13 protein-coding genes and 1 pseudogene are annotated in these 17,597 nt (G+C 45.1%); 10 read left to right on the forward strand and 4 right to left on the reverse strand.

Annotated features, from left to right (window positions below):
- Positions 1-66: 66 nt before the first annotated feature.
- The 4 genes from AB4185_RS19775 to AB4185_RS19790 form a co-directional block, all read right to left on the reverse strand.
- A complete protein-coding gene (locus tag AB4185_RS19775) occupies positions 67-2,436 on the reverse strand; it encodes a M4 family metallopeptidase (protein WP_372135824.1) in 2,370 nt (789 codons plus the stop codon).
- 572 nt (positions 2,437-3,008) lie between these two features.
- The gene (locus tag AB4185_RS19780; RefSeq protein ID WP_017065177.1) at positions 3,009-3,284 is read right to left on the reverse strand and encodes a hypothetical protein; all 276 of its coding nucleotides are present in this window, start codon (positions 3,282-3,284) and stop codon (positions 3,009-3,011) included.
- A gap of 100 nt (positions 3,285-3,384) precedes the next feature.
- Positions 3,385-4,704 carry a sensor histidine kinase gene (locus AB4185_RS19785; RefSeq protein ID WP_372135825.1) on the reverse strand — a complete coding sequence of 440 codons (1,320 nt, stop codon included), beginning with the start codon at positions 4,702-4,704 and terminating at the stop codon, positions 3,385-3,387.
- Positions 4,705-4,740: 36 nt separating this feature from the next.
- On the reverse strand, positions 4,741-5,445 hold the full coding sequence (locus tag AB4185_RS19790) for a response regulator (protein WP_017065179.1): 705 nt from the start codon (positions 5,443-5,445) through the stop codon (positions 4,741-4,743).
- A gap of 288 nt (positions 5,446-5,733) precedes the next feature.
- Here AB4185_RS19790 and AB4185_RS19795 point away from each other — a divergent pair, with 288 nt between their 5' ends.
- The 10 genes and pseudogenes from AB4185_RS19795 (at position 5,734) to AB4185_RS19840 (ending at position 17,490) form a co-directional block, all read left to right on the forward strand.
- Positions 5,734-6,831 (forward strand): alpha/beta hydrolase, encoded by a 1,098-nt coding sequence (locus AB4185_RS19795; protein ID WP_229647605.1) that lies wholly within the window; start codon positions 5,734-5,736, stop codon positions 6,829-6,831.
- A 430-nt stretch (positions 6,832-7,261) separates the two neighbouring features.
- Positions 7,262-7,864: a transcriptional regulator BetI gene (betI, locus tag AB4185_RS19800; protein ID WP_017070135.1), complete on the forward strand. Its 603-nt coding sequence runs from the start codon at positions 7,262-7,264 to the stop codon at positions 7,862-7,864.
- A 125-nt stretch (positions 7,865-7,989) separates the two neighbouring features.
- On the forward strand, positions 7,990-9,450 hold the full coding sequence (gene betB, locus AB4185_RS19805; protein WP_372135826.1) for a betaine-aldehyde dehydrogenase: 1,461 nt from the start codon (positions 7,990-7,992) through the stop codon (positions 9,448-9,450).
- A gap of 72 nt (positions 9,451-9,522) precedes the next feature.
- Complete coding sequence (betA, locus tag AB4185_RS19810; RefSeq protein WP_102533887.1) at positions 9,523-11,250, forward strand: choline dehydrogenase; 1,728 nt, start codon at positions 9,523-9,525, stop codon at positions 11,248-11,250.
- Positions 11,251-11,395: 145 nt separating this feature from the next.
- On the forward strand, positions 11,396-12,367 hold the full coding sequence (locus AB4185_RS19815) for a choline ABC transporter substrate-binding protein (protein ID WP_004732435.1): 972 nt from the start codon (positions 11,396-11,398) through the stop codon (positions 12,365-12,367).
- A gap of 107 nt (positions 12,368-12,474) precedes the next feature.
- The gene (gene choW / locus AB4185_RS19820; protein WP_009845976.1) at positions 12,475-13,317 is read left to right on the forward strand and encodes a choline ABC transporter permease subunit; all 843 of its coding nucleotides are present in this window, start codon (positions 12,475-12,477) and stop codon (positions 13,315-13,317) included.
- Positions 13,318-13,319: 2 nt separating this feature from the next.
- Entirely contained in the window at positions 13,320-14,531 is a 1,212-nt protein-coding gene (gene choV, locus AB4185_RS19825) for a choline ABC transporter ATP-binding protein (RefSeq protein WP_372135827.1), read from the forward strand.
- A 361-nt stretch (positions 14,532-14,892) separates the two neighbouring features.
- Positions 14,893-15,375, forward strand: coding sequence for a MarR family winged helix-turn-helix transcriptional regulator (locus tag AB4185_RS19830; RefSeq protein WP_017061075.1), 483 nt, complete (start codon positions 14,893-14,895; stop codon positions 15,373-15,375).
- Positions 15,376-15,646: 271 nt separating this feature from the next.
- Positions 15,647-16,974 (forward strand): annotated as a pseudogene (locus AB4185_RS19835) (aldehyde dehydrogenase family protein).
- 72 nt (positions 16,975-17,046) lie between these two features.
- Complete coding sequence (locus AB4185_RS19840) at positions 17,047-17,490, forward strand: hypothetical protein (RefSeq protein WP_372135828.1); 444 nt, start codon at positions 17,047-17,049, stop codon at positions 17,488-17,490.
- Positions 17,491-17,597: the final 107 nt, after the last annotated feature.

The following is a 17,597-nucleotide window of genomic DNA, read 5'->3' on the forward strand; positions in this document are numbered from 1 at the left end:
TCGCTAAATAGCTCATTAGCCAAATAGCGAAAAGGGCTCCTTTCGGAGCCCTGAATTTACTAACGATTATTGTATTTTAATGAAACGGTAGTGCTTGGTTTCTGAACAGATATCGCTTGAGGTACATACTTGGTACTCCACATCCACTGTGCCGTTGTGACGGAACTTGTCGACGTATGAGTTGAAGTCTGTAGCGCCAACATTTTTGCCATTACGCTTAATCACAAAGTAGTCATTGGTGTCGTAATCCCATGCCAGCTTAACGCGCGCCTTACCGTTCGGATTTTTGTTACCAAACTTCAGTTTTAGTGGGAAGCCTTCCGCAGAGTCACCTTCAATCGTGATCGACTTGCTTGTTGATGTTGCAACGCCTGCATCGTCAGTCACGGTCAGAGTCACCACGTAGTCGCCAGCTTCAGCGTAGGTATAACGAGCCACTTCACCGGTTTGTGTGTTGCCATCGCCAAGGTTCCATTGGTAAGAAACGATTTGACCATCGCTGTCTGAACTTGTGCTGCGTAGCTCGACTTCTTTACCGACAATCGTGTGTTCGAAAGAAGAGACGGGCGGCACGTTAGCGCTGCCTGATTCGTACGACGCTTTCAGATTTGCACCTGCGTAATCTGAGTAACCTAGAACGTTAACCGTGTAACGACCTGCGGTTGGGTTTTCAATCACACACACTTCATCGGTCACGGTTTCGCTCTTACAGATATTCTCCTGAGAGCTTGGCGCATAATCTAGGCCGACATAAATATCTGGGTCACCCGTAGACACAGCAAGATCAATCGTCAGTTTCTCTTGGCCTGATGGTACTTCGATATCAAAGTAAGTTTTCGAACCTGTTTCACCAGCAACTGCGGCTTCAACACCATTTTCAAGGCGTTGATATTCCGGTTCTGGTGGCAGTGGTGGCTCTGCACATGGGGTAACACCCACAAGACCGAACGCAGAAACAACGTCATCGGCATTGTAGCCAAGGTCTGTTGCCGAGTTTTTCACGCCACAAGCACCCTGCCAGAAGTCACTGTTTTCTGACCAGTAGATTTGGTTGGATAGCACGAAAAGCTCGAACGCTTTTTTAGTATCCCAGCCTTGCGTGGTTGCAAGGTGGTAGAAGGCCTTGTTGAACACGCCCGAACTGTAGTGCACATTCAAGCCATCGTAGTACTCGGATGCATTATTGATTGAAGAACCATCTCGTGATGGATCGTCCATGTAACGTAGAGCTCCGTCGCCTTTAAAGATATTACGGCCGACCATCCAGTCGTTGGTGCCTTTCATATAGTATTCTGCGGCTTCACCGGCCATGTCAGAGAAGGCTTCGTTCATACCGCCCGATTGGTTTGCGTAGATCAAACCTGAGTTTTGCTCAGTGAAACCGTGGCTCACTTCATGGGCTGATACATCTAGGCTAACAAGCGGGTAAAAGAAGCTCTCCCCATCACCAAAGGTCATGGCTCTGCCGTCCCAAAATGCATTCTCGTAGTTTTCACCGTAGTGAACACGCATCATGAGCTTGAAGGAGAGTGGCGCTGTGTCGAACCAGTTTTTATACATATCGAACACGATGTTGCCAAAGTAATGGGCATCGTTGAGTGGTGAGAATGCGCCGTTCACGGCTTTATATTCGTTACGAGGACATTCATAGCTGTAAGTGGTGTCGCCGTCTGTCGCACCATTTAGGTCAACGGTAACGACATTTTCAGACTCCATCACACACTCTGTGCCATTTTCTACCACATCAAGGTAGTGGTAGTCGGTGCCGTATTCGTACATGCCGGTTTTTTCGTTGCCGCCAGGGCCAGTACCGATCTGAGCATGGGCAATACCTTCCCAGCGGTCGATGACTTCGCCTGTGTGCGCGTCTAGCATGGTGAACGGTCGAGTCGGCTGTTCACTGCCTTCTACTAGGTAAGAGACAACGTACACTAGTCGTGTTTTATCTACGCTTTGCTGTCCGATGCCTTGCTTCACAGAGCCTTGATAGATAAATAGCTGATGTTGAACGTTGTCTAGAGATTTGCTGGTTAAGCCTTGAGTCTTTAGATCTTTACTTGCGAGTTCAACCGCTTGAGCGCTGTTGATTGATGGCTTAACAAAAGATCGCTCTAAGGTCGTTGTTTTAAGGTAGCGACCTTGAACGGACTTAAGTGCGCCACCTTGGACACTTTGGGTGGCATTTAGGTAATGTCCCCATACCGGTGTTCCCCAGATGTTCTGCTGGATCTTAACTTTATAGATACCACGCTTTTTCAGGTTTACTTCTTTCACCATCTTGAAGCTAGAGGCGTTACTGACTCCTAACTGAGCGTTTAACCCAGAGAAGCTAGTAAAGTTGATCGGTTGATCGATTTGAACGGATTCACTTGCATGCACTGACAAAGACATAGCACTGGCTATAGCAACGGCAACTAAACGTTTTCTTATTTTCATTGTTGTTTTCTCTTTCCATGTAAAATCCAAGAAAACGTAACAAATTAATCACAGCGAATTTACATCATTCGATCTGATTAATTAGTAGCATGGCAATGATCTCTTTTATTCATGAAACTTATATTTCTCGTATTTACAGATAGTTATCATTTCTGTTTATTTTTGAACGCACCTATATGTTTATTTATAAAATCGTGACACTTTTATTAAGTGTTTATTTCTCTTGGAAATTAAGATTTTCGAGTAAATTGATCTGTGCCTCAATTAACGGATTCTGGGTTGATAGAAGGATCAACGATTTGAAAGTGTCACTTTAAACAGAAGGCCATTTAGCGAATTTAGGGGCAATTTTGATAAGAAATCGAAGACTTTTCGGCTTATTTTTCGAATTGTTAGTTAAAAGAGGGAAGGGGAATCGGGCACTTGTTTGGCACAAAGCACAAAATCTGCTGGATGAAAAAAGCCAGCGACGGGTCACTGGCTTAGACTAACTTAGTTTGTGCAGGCTACTGAATATAGGTAGGCAACTGCGACACTTAATTATGGTACGTGGCTAACGTCACTATAGCGAATTACTGCTTTTTACCGCCAACTTGTACGTAGTCGATACCGATAATACGGTTGATGATACCCAGAACAGAGCTCGTATCAGAGTTTGTTGAGCGAATCGTATCAACCGTTGCACCTTCAGGTACTAATTCCATTGCGCGGTCTTGAGTGTTACCTGGCACTTGGAAACCGACAATGTTGAAGCTCTCTGCGTGCGCTGTGTACACTTCTTCGTTGTGGCTGATACCAGAACAACCCGCTAGAGAAACAATGCCTAAAACAACTAATAACTTTTTCATACAAACACCTTAAGAAAGATTGGAATTTAGATTCAATAGGTTCATTGGGAGACAGCATCTCCCGACCGATGTTGAACATTATTCCAGAGGTGTTTTGTAGTTACTGTATGGGTTTGTCAGCTGAATCATTACACAGCTGAATGGTAATGGTGAATACCGCACCCTTTAAGGCTTGGCTCTGACCTACCTCCACGGTAGCGCCGTGTTGAGCACAGATCTTCTCGACGATAGACAGCCCTAAACCATGGCCGCTCTTGGCTTTGTTACGCGCTTTGTCGCCAACGTAAAAGGGTTCGAACAGGCGAGCTTGATGTTCTTGAGCCACACCATCACCGTCATCGTGTACCGCAATCTGTAGCTGATCTTGATGCACGGTCGCTGCAATCGACACTTGTGAGCGTGCGAATTTCATTGCGTTACGCACTAGGTTATCTAGTGCTCGGTTAAATAGCGTTTCATCCGCCATTATTGAGCTAGGTTGCTCTGGTAGCGATAGGTCGATGTTGAGCTGAGTGTCTTTGTTCCAACGCGCCATTGCGTGGTCGAGAAAGTCTCGAATCTCTAATGGCTTTTTTAAGTTTTCTAGGTCAGTGCTATCGAGTTTGGCGTAATACAATAGTTCATCGACCATCTTTTCCATCTCTTCCGTGTCTTCGACAATACTCTCAATCGTGCTTTCTTGCTCTGCGTTTAGCTGGGTGTCTTTCAACATTTCAGCTTGCCACTGAATACGGAATATTGGCGTGCGCAGTTCATGAGCGACAGCATTAGTGAGTGAGCGATTACTTTCTACCAAGCGATGAATTCGGTCGGCCATTAGGTTGAAGGATTTGTTCAGTGAACCAATCGCAATACCACTTGAAGTCTCGGCTCGTGTCGAGAGATCGCCCTCCGCAAAACGCAGAGTGGCAACCTCAAGCTTTTTAACTCGGCGGAAGATAATAAATAGATGACATAACCCATATAAGATAAAGCTCGCTAAAAAGAACAACCAAATGAGGTCATCCTCCAACTCTATTTTTTGCCTAACGAACGCTTCACTGTTGGGGAGGTAGTGATAGGTATTGTCACTGCTTGCTAAGCGAAACCATAGGTCCCGTTCATCATCGTGAAAAACAAAGGTATTCGGATTCGTGCTGAAGAACTCTGAAACGGGGCTGGGTATTTCATCGTCTGGGCTGAATGTAACCAATTTATTTCGTGTGGTTTCTACAAACTGGTTTATCGCTTGATGAGCCGCTTCAAGGCCTTGATTTTTAGCGATGTTCTCGATCAATTGCTGGTGGGCAGCCGCTTCGTAATCTTCCAGTACGTATTCGTAGTCGGTATTGAGCTGATAGACGCTAATCTCGTAGGCGACAAGGCCGGCCATAAAGCAAACTAACAGCCCTATTAAGGACTCCAAAAAGATACGTCGCATAATCGCTCTCTTTTATTACGCTCGTATTGAGCGAGGTTAACGCCAGGCGGTCGAAACAAATAAGTAACCCTTCCCGCGAATGGTCTGAATTTTCTCTGCTGGTGTGTGGTCGTCGCCCAAAATCTTCCTTAGACGTACAACCTTGTTGTCAATCGTCCGGTCTATTCCGTCGTACTCAATCCCGCGCAATGTTTGCGTCAAGTAGTCACGAGATAACGGCGTGTCTGGGTTGCTTGCCAATAACCAAAGTAGGTCAAACTCGCTGTCAGTGAGTGATAAAACCGCACCATAAAGTTCACACTTCTTATAAGTGTTTTTCAGAACGAGTTGATCGAACTGAAGGGTGTCTGAGTCATCGACTGAAGCGGTATTGGTGTCTTGGCGGCGTAATAGCGAACGAACTCTGGCCAGCAGAACTCTTGGTTTGATTGGCTTGGTGACATAGTCATCAGCCCCTGTCTCTAAACCAGCGACGTGGTCAAAGTCGTCATCGCTAGCAGTGAGCATCAAGATTTTACCTTTATAGTGCGTACGCGTCTGTCGGCAGATTGTAAGTCCATCAGTTACAGGAAGCATCAAATCCAGCAGTACGATGTCAGGTTGCTCCGTGAGGATGGTGTGTGCGGCATCACTGCCATCGTCCAACACCGTGACATCAAAATCTTGCGCGACGAAGTAGTCCTGCAACATTTTCTGAAGTTTCAAATCGTCTTCCACGATGATCATTTTAGGTTTTGTCATTCCATTATCAGCCTTGTCGTTCGTTTCACTTATTGAGATTAGGTGAGCGAGTCTTCGTCGTGATGAACCATTACGATTATACGCTATTGCATATAAGTTCAGATGCTTCGCCAAATACCTAAAGCGAATGATTAAACACTTTATAAGTTAGTTCAATGATGAATTGGCATTTATAGGAAAATAAAAAACATCGTTCAAATAGGCTCGACATTCTCATACATTTCCACGACAGATAAATTCAGCGCTAAACAATAGAATTTTCTCATCAAACATTTTGGGAATAACGGTATGAACGACTATAGAAATGCATTACTGGCGTTACCTTTGATTCTGTTAGCGGGCTGTAATTCAAGCTCGAACTCAGGTAAAGCTGCCACCAAAGTGCAAGCAAAACCTCAAGCAGATTACGTATTTTCATCAGCGAAACTGGGTGAGTTGTATAAAGAGCGACAAGAGGTCCAAGAATCCATAAAACTTGATTACAACGGTGTGCAGTATGAAATCGTTCTGTTTGCGGAAGATATTAGTGATAAGCAAAAAGTGGTTAGGCTTGCGGATAGTTTAGGTCAGAGTGTGGATCTGTATCTCCCTGATGCAGGGGCTGACGATTGTGCGATTTACAGTGAGGGTAAGTTTTTTGATTCATTTGATTGTGGTGTTGCTCAACGTTCAATCGGCAATGACACCACGTTAATTAACACGACGACGAATACTCATAAACCCGTCGAGCTTGAGTATCACAATGAACTGGTTCAATACGTGACTAGCCTTGGGTCTACCATTCTGAGTAACACTAAAAGTGGGAACAAGGTAACGATAACCACCTCGTTTGCTTTCAACGCTTTTTACCGTGATGTGCTCAACGAGACTGGCGCTGTTGATCGCATTACTTCCACTCTAGGCGCATCAACCTATTCTCAGCTTTTTGATATCGTGAAATTGTATCAAGGCAGTGAGATGACGTTGAAGTTTACCAACCATATTGGTGGAAGTGCCGACGATGATATCAATATGTACACCGGTCGCATGATCCACAGTAACAACATGACGACGATCGTAACGCCTACGGGGTCGGTGTTCTCTGGCGGCACGGATCTTTTCGCTGCGGGTAACCCACGAGTTTTGCAACGAGCAGATACCACTAAAGCCATTGAGCTTAATAAGCAGGTTGGTGTGCACAGTTGGGCTGAGGATGATAAAACAGCCAAAGACTTCCCATACACGAACGAAAGCCATCGCAAGCAAGCGACCTACTTTAAAAAGGTAATGGGAGACAAAGGAATCGACTTCTATATCTTCACGTTGGATTCTGCTCCGGCTTCTGGCGAACACTGGGTGACTAAGGCTGAGTCAGATAAATACGACTTCATCACTCGCATTGAGTAGTTTAGGCTTGCAATAACATTAGAAACGACTGAGAAGGTTGGTGATGACGCTGTTGTCGCCAACCTTTTTGGTTCATTTTTTGATTCGTTACCTGTGTTGATTGTGGATTTCCTTGTCTTAAATTTCAGTATGAAAATTCCTTGATACTTCCTTTCCACTCCCTCCCCAAAAAGTTTCTACAAGGACTCTCACTGATTGATTCTTGAACTTTCTAAGCAAAAACATTTGACCAATAACTATCACACCTCAAATCTTTAATTGTTTTCGTTAGTGCTCTAAATGATATTTAAGCTGTTGTTCCATAGTGATTTTTGTTGTTTTGAATGCTGTATTGTTACGAGTTTGTTTTAAATAATCATTTGAACCCTAACTAAATTTCTGTCATTTTATATTTAACTGAACGTTCAATATAAAATAAAAGGACTGAGAAATGCCGAAGGTTGGGATGCCTGATATACGTAAACCACAGCTTGTTCAAGCCACCATGACGGTGATTGATCGAGTGGGTTTGCATGCCGCGAGTATTGCGTTGATCAGCAAAGAAGCGGGAGTCTCCACTGGCATTATTAATCACTATTTTGGCGGGAAGCATGGGCTGCTCGAAGAGACCATGCGTGAAATCCTTCGCCAACTTTCTAATACCATCACCACGTCACTAAAAGCACTTCCTGTTGATGCTCACCAACAGAGAATCAACGCGATCATCGATGGTAACTTCGAAGGTTACCAAGCAGAAAATAAGGTCGCGAAGGCGTGGTTGGCATTTTGGTCATATTCAATGCATGACGAGCAGCTGAAAAGACTGCAGCGTGTGAATGAAAAACGTTTGATTTCACACTTACGTCTTGAGTTGAAAGGTATTTTGAATCATGAACAAGCGGATCTCGTTGCTCACGGGATTGCGTCTCTGATTGATGGTTTATGGCTGAGAGGCACATTAAACCCAGATGGTATCGATGCTCAAAAGGCGCGTGCCATCATCAATGATTATCTAGATAAACAACTTACGTTCTACTCGTGTTACAGCAAATAGATCGCAGTGGTAGCGCTAGACCTTGAGCTAGACCTAGAGCAAGAGCTAGAACGACCACTATTCGCACCCAATACTCACATATAGACCAGTAGAGTCTAATAACAATAATTAAGTCAGAATCTCAAATGGAAATGAACTCGTTATACATCGATGGCGCAGCGGTTAAAGCAACCTCTGGTGAAACCTTTGATAGCATTAACCCTGCCAACGGTGAACCTATCGCGACCTTAGGCCAAGCATCTTCAGCAGATGTCGACAGTGCTATTGAATCTGCGAAACGCGGGTTTGCGGTATGGTCTGCAATGACCGCTGTGGAACGCAGCCGCATTCTGTTGAAGGCAGTGGAAATACTTAGAGCTCGAAATGATGACCTTGCAAACCTTGAGGTTGTTGATACGGGCAAGCCGCTGCAAGAAGCAATTGAAGTGGACGTGGCGTCTGGCGCTGATGTTATTGAATACTTTGCTGGCTTGGCTCCAACGCTACAAGGCGACCAACAGCCGCTGAGTGAATCTCAATTTTTCTACACACGCCGCGAACCGCTAGGCATCTGTGTGGGCATTGGTGCGTGGAACTACCCTATCCAAATCGCGATGTGGAAATCGGCTCCGGCATTAGCTGCGGGTAACGCGATGATTTTCAAGCCTTCAGAAGAAACGCCGCTAACGGCGCTCAAGCTTGCTGAGATATTTACCGAAGCTGGTCTTCCTGATGGCGTGTTCAACGTGGTTCAGGGCGATTACCGTGTTGGTCAGATGCTAACGGCGCACCCAGATATCGCGAAAGTATCGTTCACGGGCGAAACCGGTACCGGTAAAGCGGTAATGGCAGACAGCGCTAAGACGCTGAAATCAGTCACCATGGAACTTGGCGGCAAGTCACCGATGATCGTGTTTGATGATGCGAAATTGGATGATGCAGTTTCAGCTTCGATGGTGGCTAACTTCTACACCCAAGGCGAAGTGTGTACTAACGGTACTCGCGTTTACGTTCATGAAAATATCTACAACGATTTCATCGACCAACTTAAAACACGCACTGAAAAGCTCATCATTGGTAACCCAATGGACATGGAGACTCAGATCGGCGCGTTGATTTCTAAAGAACACCTTTCAAAAGTCCTTGAAGCCATTGAGCTAGCTAAACAGTCGGGCGCAACCCTGCTGACGGGCGGCTATCAAGTGACAGACAACGGCCTCGAAAACGGTAATTTTGTTATCCCAACCGTGTTTGTGGATTGCGAAGACAACATGCCTCACGTTCAACAAGAGATCTTCGGCCCTGTGATGTCAGTGTTGAAGTTTTCGGACGAAGACGATGTGATTCGCCGTGCAAACGACACCAAATACGGCCTTGCGGCTGGTGTGTTCACGCAAAACCTTTCTCGTGCGCACCGTGTTATTCACCAAATGCAGGCGGGTATTTGTTGGGTTAATACGTGGGGTGACTCACCAGCAGAAATGCCAGTTGGGGGTTACAAGCTTTCGGGTATTGGCCGTGAAAATGGACCAGAAACTCTACTTCACTATACGCAGACTAAGAGCATTCTTATTGAACTTGGCGACTACGCCAGCCCTTATGCCTAACGCGTAACACTCAATTTTATGGGTTAGCTTAACAGAGCTAGCCCTACTGACTCATCTCAGGGAAATCAAAACATGGAACAACGCTACGATTATATTATCGTCGGCGCGGGTTCGGCCGGCTGTGTGTTAGCGGATAGGCTAACGGAAAGCGGTGAACATAGCGTTTTATTACTGGAAGCTGGTGGCACGGATAAGAGTATTTTTATCCAAATGCCAACCGCGCTTTCTTACCCAATGAATACTGAAAAGTACGCTTGGCAATTTGAAACAGAGAAAGAACCGGGCCTTGATGGACGTGAACTGCACTGCCCACGTGGCAAAGTGTTAGGCGGCAGCTCATCGATCAACGGCATGGTTTATGTTCGTGGCCACGCGTGTGATTTTGACCAATGGGAAGAAGAGGGTGCAGCGGGTTGGAACTATCAAGCATGCTTGCCTTACTTCCGCCGCGCTGAATCATGGAACAAAGGCGGTGATGAATACCGTGGTGACAATGGCCCTGTCGGCACTTGTAATGGTAACGATATGGAGCTTAACCCGCTTTACCAAGCGTTCATCGATGCAGGTAAAGATGCCGGTTACCCAGAAACCAACGATTACAACGGCTACCAGCAAGAAGGCTTCGGCACTATGCATATGACGGTAGACAAGGGTGTTAGAGCCTCAACCTCTAACGCTTATCTACGTCGAGCATTGAAGCGTTCAAACCTAACCTTGAAGAAAGGTATCGTGGCGCGTCGTTTCTTACTTGAAGCACTCGTCGTAAAAGACCAGTCATCAAAAGGTCAATCAAGGCTGAAAGCCGTTGGTGTCGAGTTTGAAAAGTCAGGCAATACCCAAGTGGCTGTGGCGAACAAAGAAGTGATCTCTTCTGCGGGCTCTATCGGTTCTGTTCAACTGCTGCAGCTTTCTGGTATCGGCCCGAAAGCGGTGCTTGAAAAGGCCGGCGTTGAGCTGAAACACGAACTGAGCGGTGTCGGTGAAAACCTTCAAGATCACTTAGAAGTGTACTTCCAATATCACTGCAACGAACCCATCACGCTCAACAGCAAGCTTGGCTTGGTCAGCAAGGGCATGATTGGCGCGGAATGGATTCTGACTCGTAAAGGCCTTGGTGCCACTAACCACTTTGAATCGTGCGCGTTCATTCGTTCTCGCAAAGGATTGAAGTGGCCAAACATTCAATATCACTTCCTGCCAGCAGCGATGCGTTACGACGGGCAAGCGGCCTTTGATGGTCACGGTTTCCAAGTACACGTTGGGCCTAACAAACCAGAGAGTCGCGGTACGGTTGCGATCACTTCTGCTGATCCGCATGCCAAGCCAGAGATCATTTTCAACTACATCTCGACTGAACAAGATCGCCAAGATTGGCGCGATTGTATTCGTCTGACACGTGAGATTTTGTCTCAACCTGCGATGGATGTGTACCGAGGCAAAGAGATTCAGCCGGGTCTAAGTGTGACTTCTGATGAAGCAATCGACGAATGGGTTAAGCAGAACGTGGAAAGTGCGTACCACCCTTCATGTGGCTGCAAAATGGGCGCTGATGATGATCCAATGGCAGTGCTTGATGAAGAGTGTCGCGTTCGCGGTGTCGATAATTTACGTGTTGTCGACTCATCGGTTTTCCCAACCATTCCAAACGGTAATTTGAACGCCCCGACCATTATGGTTGCTGAGCGTGCTTCCGATTTGATTTTAGGTAAGCCGATGCTCAAAGAACAGGGCGTTTCAGTGTGGATTGCACCTGAGTGGCAAGAGAAGCAAAGAATAAATAAACCAGTAAGAGAAGCGTAAGCCTCTGTTATTAGTTCAAAAATAGAAAGTAGTTAAAAAATAGAAAAAGCAAAAAGTAACAACAAAAATTAGTCAAAAGTCAGAAGAACTGCTCTCTATCGGTGTTGATATCGAGCAGAAAAAGGAAAGATAAAAAGGAACCATTATGACGACTCTAAATATTCAGAACATGACCACGAAAACGTTAACAGCACTAGCCATTAGTTCATTTGCATTTGGTGCTAACGCTTCTATTGAACCACAGCAATGTGAAAACGTTCGCTTCGCTGATGTAGGCTGGACTGACATTACCGCAACAACCGCCGTTACTTCTGAACTATTAAAAGGCCTTGGTTACAAAACCAAAACCGACCTACTTTCAGTACCGGTGACTTACTCTTCAATGGCGAACGGTGACATTGACGTATTCCTAGGTAACTGGATGCCAACCATGGAAGGCGATATTGCTAAGTACCGTGAAGCGGGCACGGTTGAAACCGTTCGTGCCAACCTTGAAGGCGCAAAATACACACTAGCTGTACCAAAATACGTGTACGACTCTGGTGTGAAAAGCTTCGCAGACCTAGCAAAACATGCCGACAAATTTAAAGATCGCATCTACGGCATCGAGCCGGGTAACGACGGTAACCGCTTAATCCAATCAATGATTGATTCTGACGCGTTTGGCTTGAAAGATTTCAGCCTAGTGGAATCAAGTGAAGCGGGCATGGTATCGCAAGTATCACGTGCAGCACGTCGTAGCCAATGGATTGTTTACCTTGGTTGGGCTCCGCACCCAATGAACAGCAATGTTGAAATGGAATACCTTTCTGGCGGTGACGACTTCTTTGGCCCTAACTACGGTGGCGCGAATGTTTACACCAACGTTCGTTCAAACTACCTGTCTGAGTGTGCAAACGTCGGTCAACTTCTACAAAACCTAGAATTCACTCTTGAGATGGAAAACCAGTTGATGGAAGAGATTCTTAACCAAAAAGTGAAGCCAGAAAAAGCAGCTCAACAATGGTTGAACAAGAACCCTCAACAAGTTGAAGCTTGGTTAGACAACGTAAAAACGCATAAAGGTGAATCAGCGACTCAAGCGGTTACTGAATACCTAAAACAAGTTAAAGCTTAGTTTTACCTACCTATCGTTCTATTTATCAAAGCTCTATAAATAAAAAAGGTGGGCTTGCCAATTGTCTATTGGTTTGAAGTAGCCCACCCATAATAAAAGGCAATATTGTGAATTTTATTACGGAAAACAAAATCCCTGTTGGTCAATGGATGGAAGCGGGTGTTGATTGGCTAACAATCAATGCAGCAGGATTCTTTGACGCTATTTCGATTTTTCTAGAAACCGTCATTATGTTTTTAGTCGATGTATTTAAGTGGATGCCACCGGCTTTACCAATCGTGATGACCGCGGCGATTGCATGGTATTTACACCGTAAACCCTCGCTTGTGATTTTCGTGGTTGCAGCTTTGCTGACTATTTTAAACCTTGGCTACTGGCAAGAAATGCTGGAAACCTTTGTCCTCGTGTTTGCAGCGACAACGATTTCCGTATTAATTGGCGTACCGGTTGGCATCATGGCTGCTCACCGTCCTTGGCTCTATACAGTTTTGCGTCCAATCCTTGATTTGATGCAGACAGTCCCAACTTTCGTTTATCTGATTCCAACTCTGGTTCTATTCGGCTTGGGTATTGTTCCTGGCTTAATCTCTACCATTATTTTCGCGATAGCTGCACCGATTCGTTTAACCTACTTAGGCGTCACTAAAGTGCCTGAAGAGTTGATTGAAGCGGGTAAAGCGTTTGGTGCGAGCCGCATGAAATTGCTGATGAAAGTGGAATTACCGGCTGCCTTACCAAGCATTATGGCGGGTGTAACTCAATGTATTATGTTGTCGCTTTCGATGGTGGTTATCGCCGCTCTTGTCGGTGCTGACGGACTTGGTAAACCTGTTGTTCGTGCATTGAACACAGTGAACATCTCACAAGGTTTTGAAGCTGGATTAGCGATTGTATTAGTCGCAATCATCCTTGACCGCTTGTGCAAAACACCAAACCAGAAGGAAGCTTAATCATGTCTAACTCTCAGGAAAAAAAGACAATGGACGCGATTACCATTAAGAATCTCGATGTTGTGTTTGGTAATAAATCGAAACAAGCGCTTGAGCTACTCGACCAAGGTAAAACTCGCCAAGAGATCATTGATGAGACTGGCCAAGTGGTTGGCGTAGATAATGTGTCGCTGACCGTTGAAGAAGGCGAGATCTGTGTATTGATGGGTTTGTCTGGTTCTGGTAAATCATCTTTGCTTCGCGCAGTTAACGGCTTGAACGAGATCAGCCGTGGTTCACTGACAATCAAAGACGGTGACCAACAAGTCGATTTAGCACAGTGTGATGAAGCGACTCTGCGTCATCTTCGTACTCACCGTGTATCCATGGTTTTCCAAAAGTTTGCTTTGATGCCATGGCTTAATGTATTAGACAACGTAGCGTTTGGTCTTGAAATGCAGGGTGTAGCGAAAGATGTTCGTCGTGCAAAAGCGCGTGAGCAATTAGAAATGGTCGGCCTGGCGGAATGGGAAACCAAATTTCCACATGAGCTTTCTGGCGGCATGCAGCAACGTGTTGGTTTGGCGCGCGCGTTTGCAATGGACACCGACATTCTGTTGATGGATGAACCGTTTTCGGCGCTTGATCCACTGATTCGTGCTCAGTTGCAAGATGAACTGATCACACTGCAAAGCAAACTCAACAAAACGATTCTGTTCGTGAGTCACGACCTAGATGAAGCACTGAAGATTGGTAACAACATCGCGATCATGGAGTCAGGAAAGCTGATTCAACACGGTAAGCCTGAAGAGATCGTATTGACGCCAAAAACAGAATACGTAAAAGACTTCGTTGCACACACCAATCCATTGAATGTGCTTAAAGGTCGCTCTTTGATGCAGCCTCTTGATTCACTGACGCAAGAGAATGAAAGCTGGAAGATCTGCGATTCTAAAGATCTCTGGATTGAACAGAATGAAGGTGCTTTATCTGTGAAAGGTGAATCTGCTTTGGCGCTTGTCGAGTGGAGCGAGTCTGACGACCTAACCGCGATCAGCGCGTCGAGTGTGGTCGTGGCAAGTCCGGAAATTGGCATGCGTGATGCGATTAAGCTCAAGCAGATCAGTAACCACCCGATTTTGCTGGTGGAAGACAATCAACTGGTCGGTATTCTGGATAACAGCGAGTTTTACAACGCACTAACGGGTAATTTTCAGATGAATACAGCCGCGTAAAATTTCGTTTTCCAGCTTGGCGATTAGGGCTGGTTTTTTATTAGGTGGAGAGGGTTAAGTCTCTTTACCTCTATGATTATTAAAATATATTATTCTTTGAGTTTGTATTCTCTGGTTCATTATTTTTGTCTTCATTGAAGCTTTCATTTCCCTTCATTAAGCAAAAGTGCCGTACCACGCAAGTTTAGTGGTGTAGAAAAGATTGAGAATAGTATGAACATCAGTACAATGCGGAAAAATCAATGAAGTAATTTATCAATTTACAGTGTAATTCGAGCTCACCTGACGTAAATAATCAGGATATTTCATCGCTTCGACGCTGTAAAACCATTCACAGTATATTAGTACAAAGGTCTGCATCTTGGACAAACATGACGAAATCCTGGTCGCTATTCGCCAAATTATTCGCGCTATCGATTTACACTCGAAAAAGCTGAGTAAAGAGTATGGTTTGACTGGCCCTCAATTAATCTTAATGAGAGCAATCCAAGAAATGGGTAATGTGACGATCAAAGAATTGTCTAATCACACCAATGTAAGCCAAGCCACCACAACCACGATCATCGATCGCTTGGAACTGAATGGCTATGTACAACGTGTTCGCAGCTCGTCAGACCGACGCAAAGTACACGCAAACCTGACTGAAAAAGGTCAAGAGTTGCTAAACAATGCGCCGCCACCGCTGCAAGATAACTTCGTTAAAAAATTCCAAAACCTAGAGCCGTGGGAGCAAAGCTTACTGCTTTCTTCAATGCAGCGAGTATCATCAATGATGAACGCAGAAGACATCGACGCCGCTCCAGTACTTCAGCTTGAAGGCATTGCAAACGTAGCCAAGAGTTAACGTTAATTTTAAATTGTTTTTTTAGAACAATAACTTAAGTAATTATTAAATGGTCGCATTAAGCGGCCATTTTTGATCTTGCCATTTAAAATCTCTATTTACCCTGTGTGTTAGTTACGCTTTCTTATTTTAAATTCCCCTGACTTTTTGCCCCGTTTGTAGCCGCCTCATTGGATTGTCATCAAAACTCCATTGACTATTCTCTGACAATAAAACACTAGACCGGTCTGTTGTGTATTATTGTGTGCTCATCTTAACCACGAGGTGATGTATGAAACACGAATTGACGCCAACACAAATGACCATGACGTTGAACAGCATGCAGGGAGCTTTTGCACAGAAACCGATGCCAGCGATATCGGAGAGAATTGAGCAGCTGCTCGCACTTAAATCTGCGCTAATCGATTACACAGATCGTTTGTGTGTAGCCGTGAGTGAGGACTATGGTCACCGCAGCCGACAAGACACTTTGATGGCTGACATATTGCCTTGTATCGGAAATATTGATCACAGCATTGAGTGTTTACCTCATTGGTCGACATCTTCGATTCGTCATTCCGGCCCATTGCTTTCAACCTCTCGTGTTGAAGTGGTTTATCAACCCAAAGGCGTCGTCGGGATTATTGCTCCGTGGAATTTCCCGATCATGTTATCCGTCGGCCCACTTATTTCGGCGCTGGCTGCGGGAAATCGCGCCATGATCAAGATGAGCGAATTTACCCCAGCGACGAACCAAGTATTAACAGCGCTATTGGCGGAAGTTTTCCATGCCGATGAGGTGTGCTTGGTTGAAGGTGAGGTAGAAATCGCAGCCGCATTTTCGGCGTTGCCGTTTGATCATCTTCTATTTACAGGGTCAACCCAAGTGGGTCGCCAATTGATATCGCGGTTGAGCGAATCATTTATGGTAAGAGCCTCAATAACGGGCAGGTGTGTGTGGCCCCTGACTATGTATTGTTGCCTGAAGGAAAAGTTGAACCTTTCATTCAAGAGTATAAAAAACAGTACCAATTGCTGTTCGATGAAGGGGTCTATTCCGAGAGTTTGACGTCCCTAATCAATCCTCGTCAATGCGATCGTATTGTCGGCTTGTTGAATGAAGAACAGCAAGCAGAGACACGAATCGTGGCTTGCCATGACGAAGCGATGGACCTAGATACTCATCGCTTGGTGACACATTTGATCGTTGAACCAAGCCTGTCATCCAAGATGATGAACGAAGAGATTTTCGGCCCATTATTACCCTTGATTACGTATCGCAATGTCGAAGAGGCGTTTCAAGTCATCAATAGCAAACCAAGGCCGTTAGCACTCTACCTAATGAGCTTTGATTTGAGCTTACAGGCTCAGGTTAAGCACCAAGTTCACTCCGGTGGCATGTGTATCAATGACTGTGTTTTTCATTTAGCGGTTGATGACGCGCCGTTTGGTGGCATTGGTGAATCAGGTCAGGGCAACTATCACGGCAAAGAAGGTTTCCTTACTTTCTCCCACGCCAAAACAGTCTTGGAAACGGGTTTAGATCATCGAGTTAAGCATCTGTTTTCAAAAGAAGACAACGAATTAAAAACAGCAGTGATGGGCATGCTTGGCCAGTAAATCATTGTTGGTATGACACTGTTTATTTTCCAAAAAGTTATTTTCACGAAATTATTTTAAGAGGTTACTTTTATGTTGGAACGTTTTTTTGAACGTATGATCAAATCGTATTTGATGGTTACCGGTTTCTTAACGGCGACGGCTTTTTCCACTTTCCTCGCACCTGATTGGAGTATGCAGACGCTGTTCTCATACAACGATACCATGATGGAAAACAAAGAGTATTTGCTCGGTACTTATCAACACTGGGGTGTGGTGGTTGGCTGTATTGGTGTGTTGTTGATGTTCTCGGCGAAGTACAAATCGCTGCGTACCTCAACCATGATTTACAGCGCATTTGAGAAGTCGATGTTTGTTGGCATCTTCTTATACAACGTGTGTATCAACGATTATGAGTGGTTCTATGGCTGGAGCGGCGTGTTTGCGCTCGATGGATTTGTGACCGTTTATTCTTTGGTTTATCTGTACTACTACCTCACTAGAGATAAGAGTAAGGTCCCAGCTCACCTTCGTTAATCGTTAACCGTTTGTGAGTTGCTCAGGGTGAGTCAATGACACTTCTTTAATGATCAATAGCTTACTTATGATTACAGCCCGCATTTGCGGGCTTTTTTCGTTTTGGG

Origin of the sequence: Vibrio sp. 10N.286.48.F5 (assembly GCF_041469785.1) — a bacterium.
GTDB classification, from domain to species: domain Bacteria; phylum Pseudomonadota; class Gammaproteobacteria; order Enterobacterales; family Vibrionaceae; genus Vibrio; species Vibrio crassostreae_C.

Bases quoted from the DNA above. Each gene is read 5' to 3' on its own strand.
- AB4185_RS19790 (WP_017065179.1), bottom strand. From the start codon at position 5,445: ATGACAAAACCTAAAATGATCATCGTGGAAGACGATTTGAAACTTCAG.
- AB4185_RS19815 (WP_004732435.1), top strand. From the start codon at position 11,396: ATGACGACTCTAAATATTCAGAACATGACCACGAAAACGTTAACAGCA.
- choV (WP_372135827.1), top strand. From the start codon at position 13,320: ATGTCTAACTCTCAGGAAAAAAAGACAATGGACGCGATTACCATTAAG.
- AB4185_RS19775 (WP_372135824.1), bottom strand. From the start codon at position 2,436: ATGAAAATAAGAAAACGTTTAGTTGCCGTTGCTATAGCCAGTGCTATG.
- betA (WP_102533887.1), top strand. From the start codon at position 9,523: ATGGAACAACGCTACGATTATATTATCGTCGGCGCGGGTTCGGCCGGC.
- betI (WP_017070135.1), top strand. From the start codon at position 7,262: ATGCCGAAGGTTGGGATGCCTGATATACGTAAACCACAGCTTGTTCAA.
- betB (WP_372135826.1), top strand. From the start codon at position 7,990: ATGGAAATGAACTCGTTATACATCGATGGCGCAGCGGTTAAAGCAACC.
- AB4185_RS19795 (WP_229647605.1), top strand. From the start codon at position 5,734: ATGAACGACTATAGAAATGCATTACTGGCGTTACCTTTGATTCTGTTA.
- AB4185_RS19785 (WP_372135825.1), bottom strand. From the start codon at position 4,704: ATGCGACGTATCTTTTTGGAGTCCTTAATAGGGCTGTTAGTTTGCTTT.
- AB4185_RS19840 (WP_372135828.1), top strand. From the start codon at position 17,047: ATGTTGGAACGTTTTTTTGAACGTATGATCAAATCGTATTTGATGGTT.
- AB4185_RS19780 (WP_017065177.1), bottom strand. From the start codon at position 3,284: ATGAAAAAGTTATTAGTTGTTTTAGGCATTGTTTCTCTAGCGGGTTGT.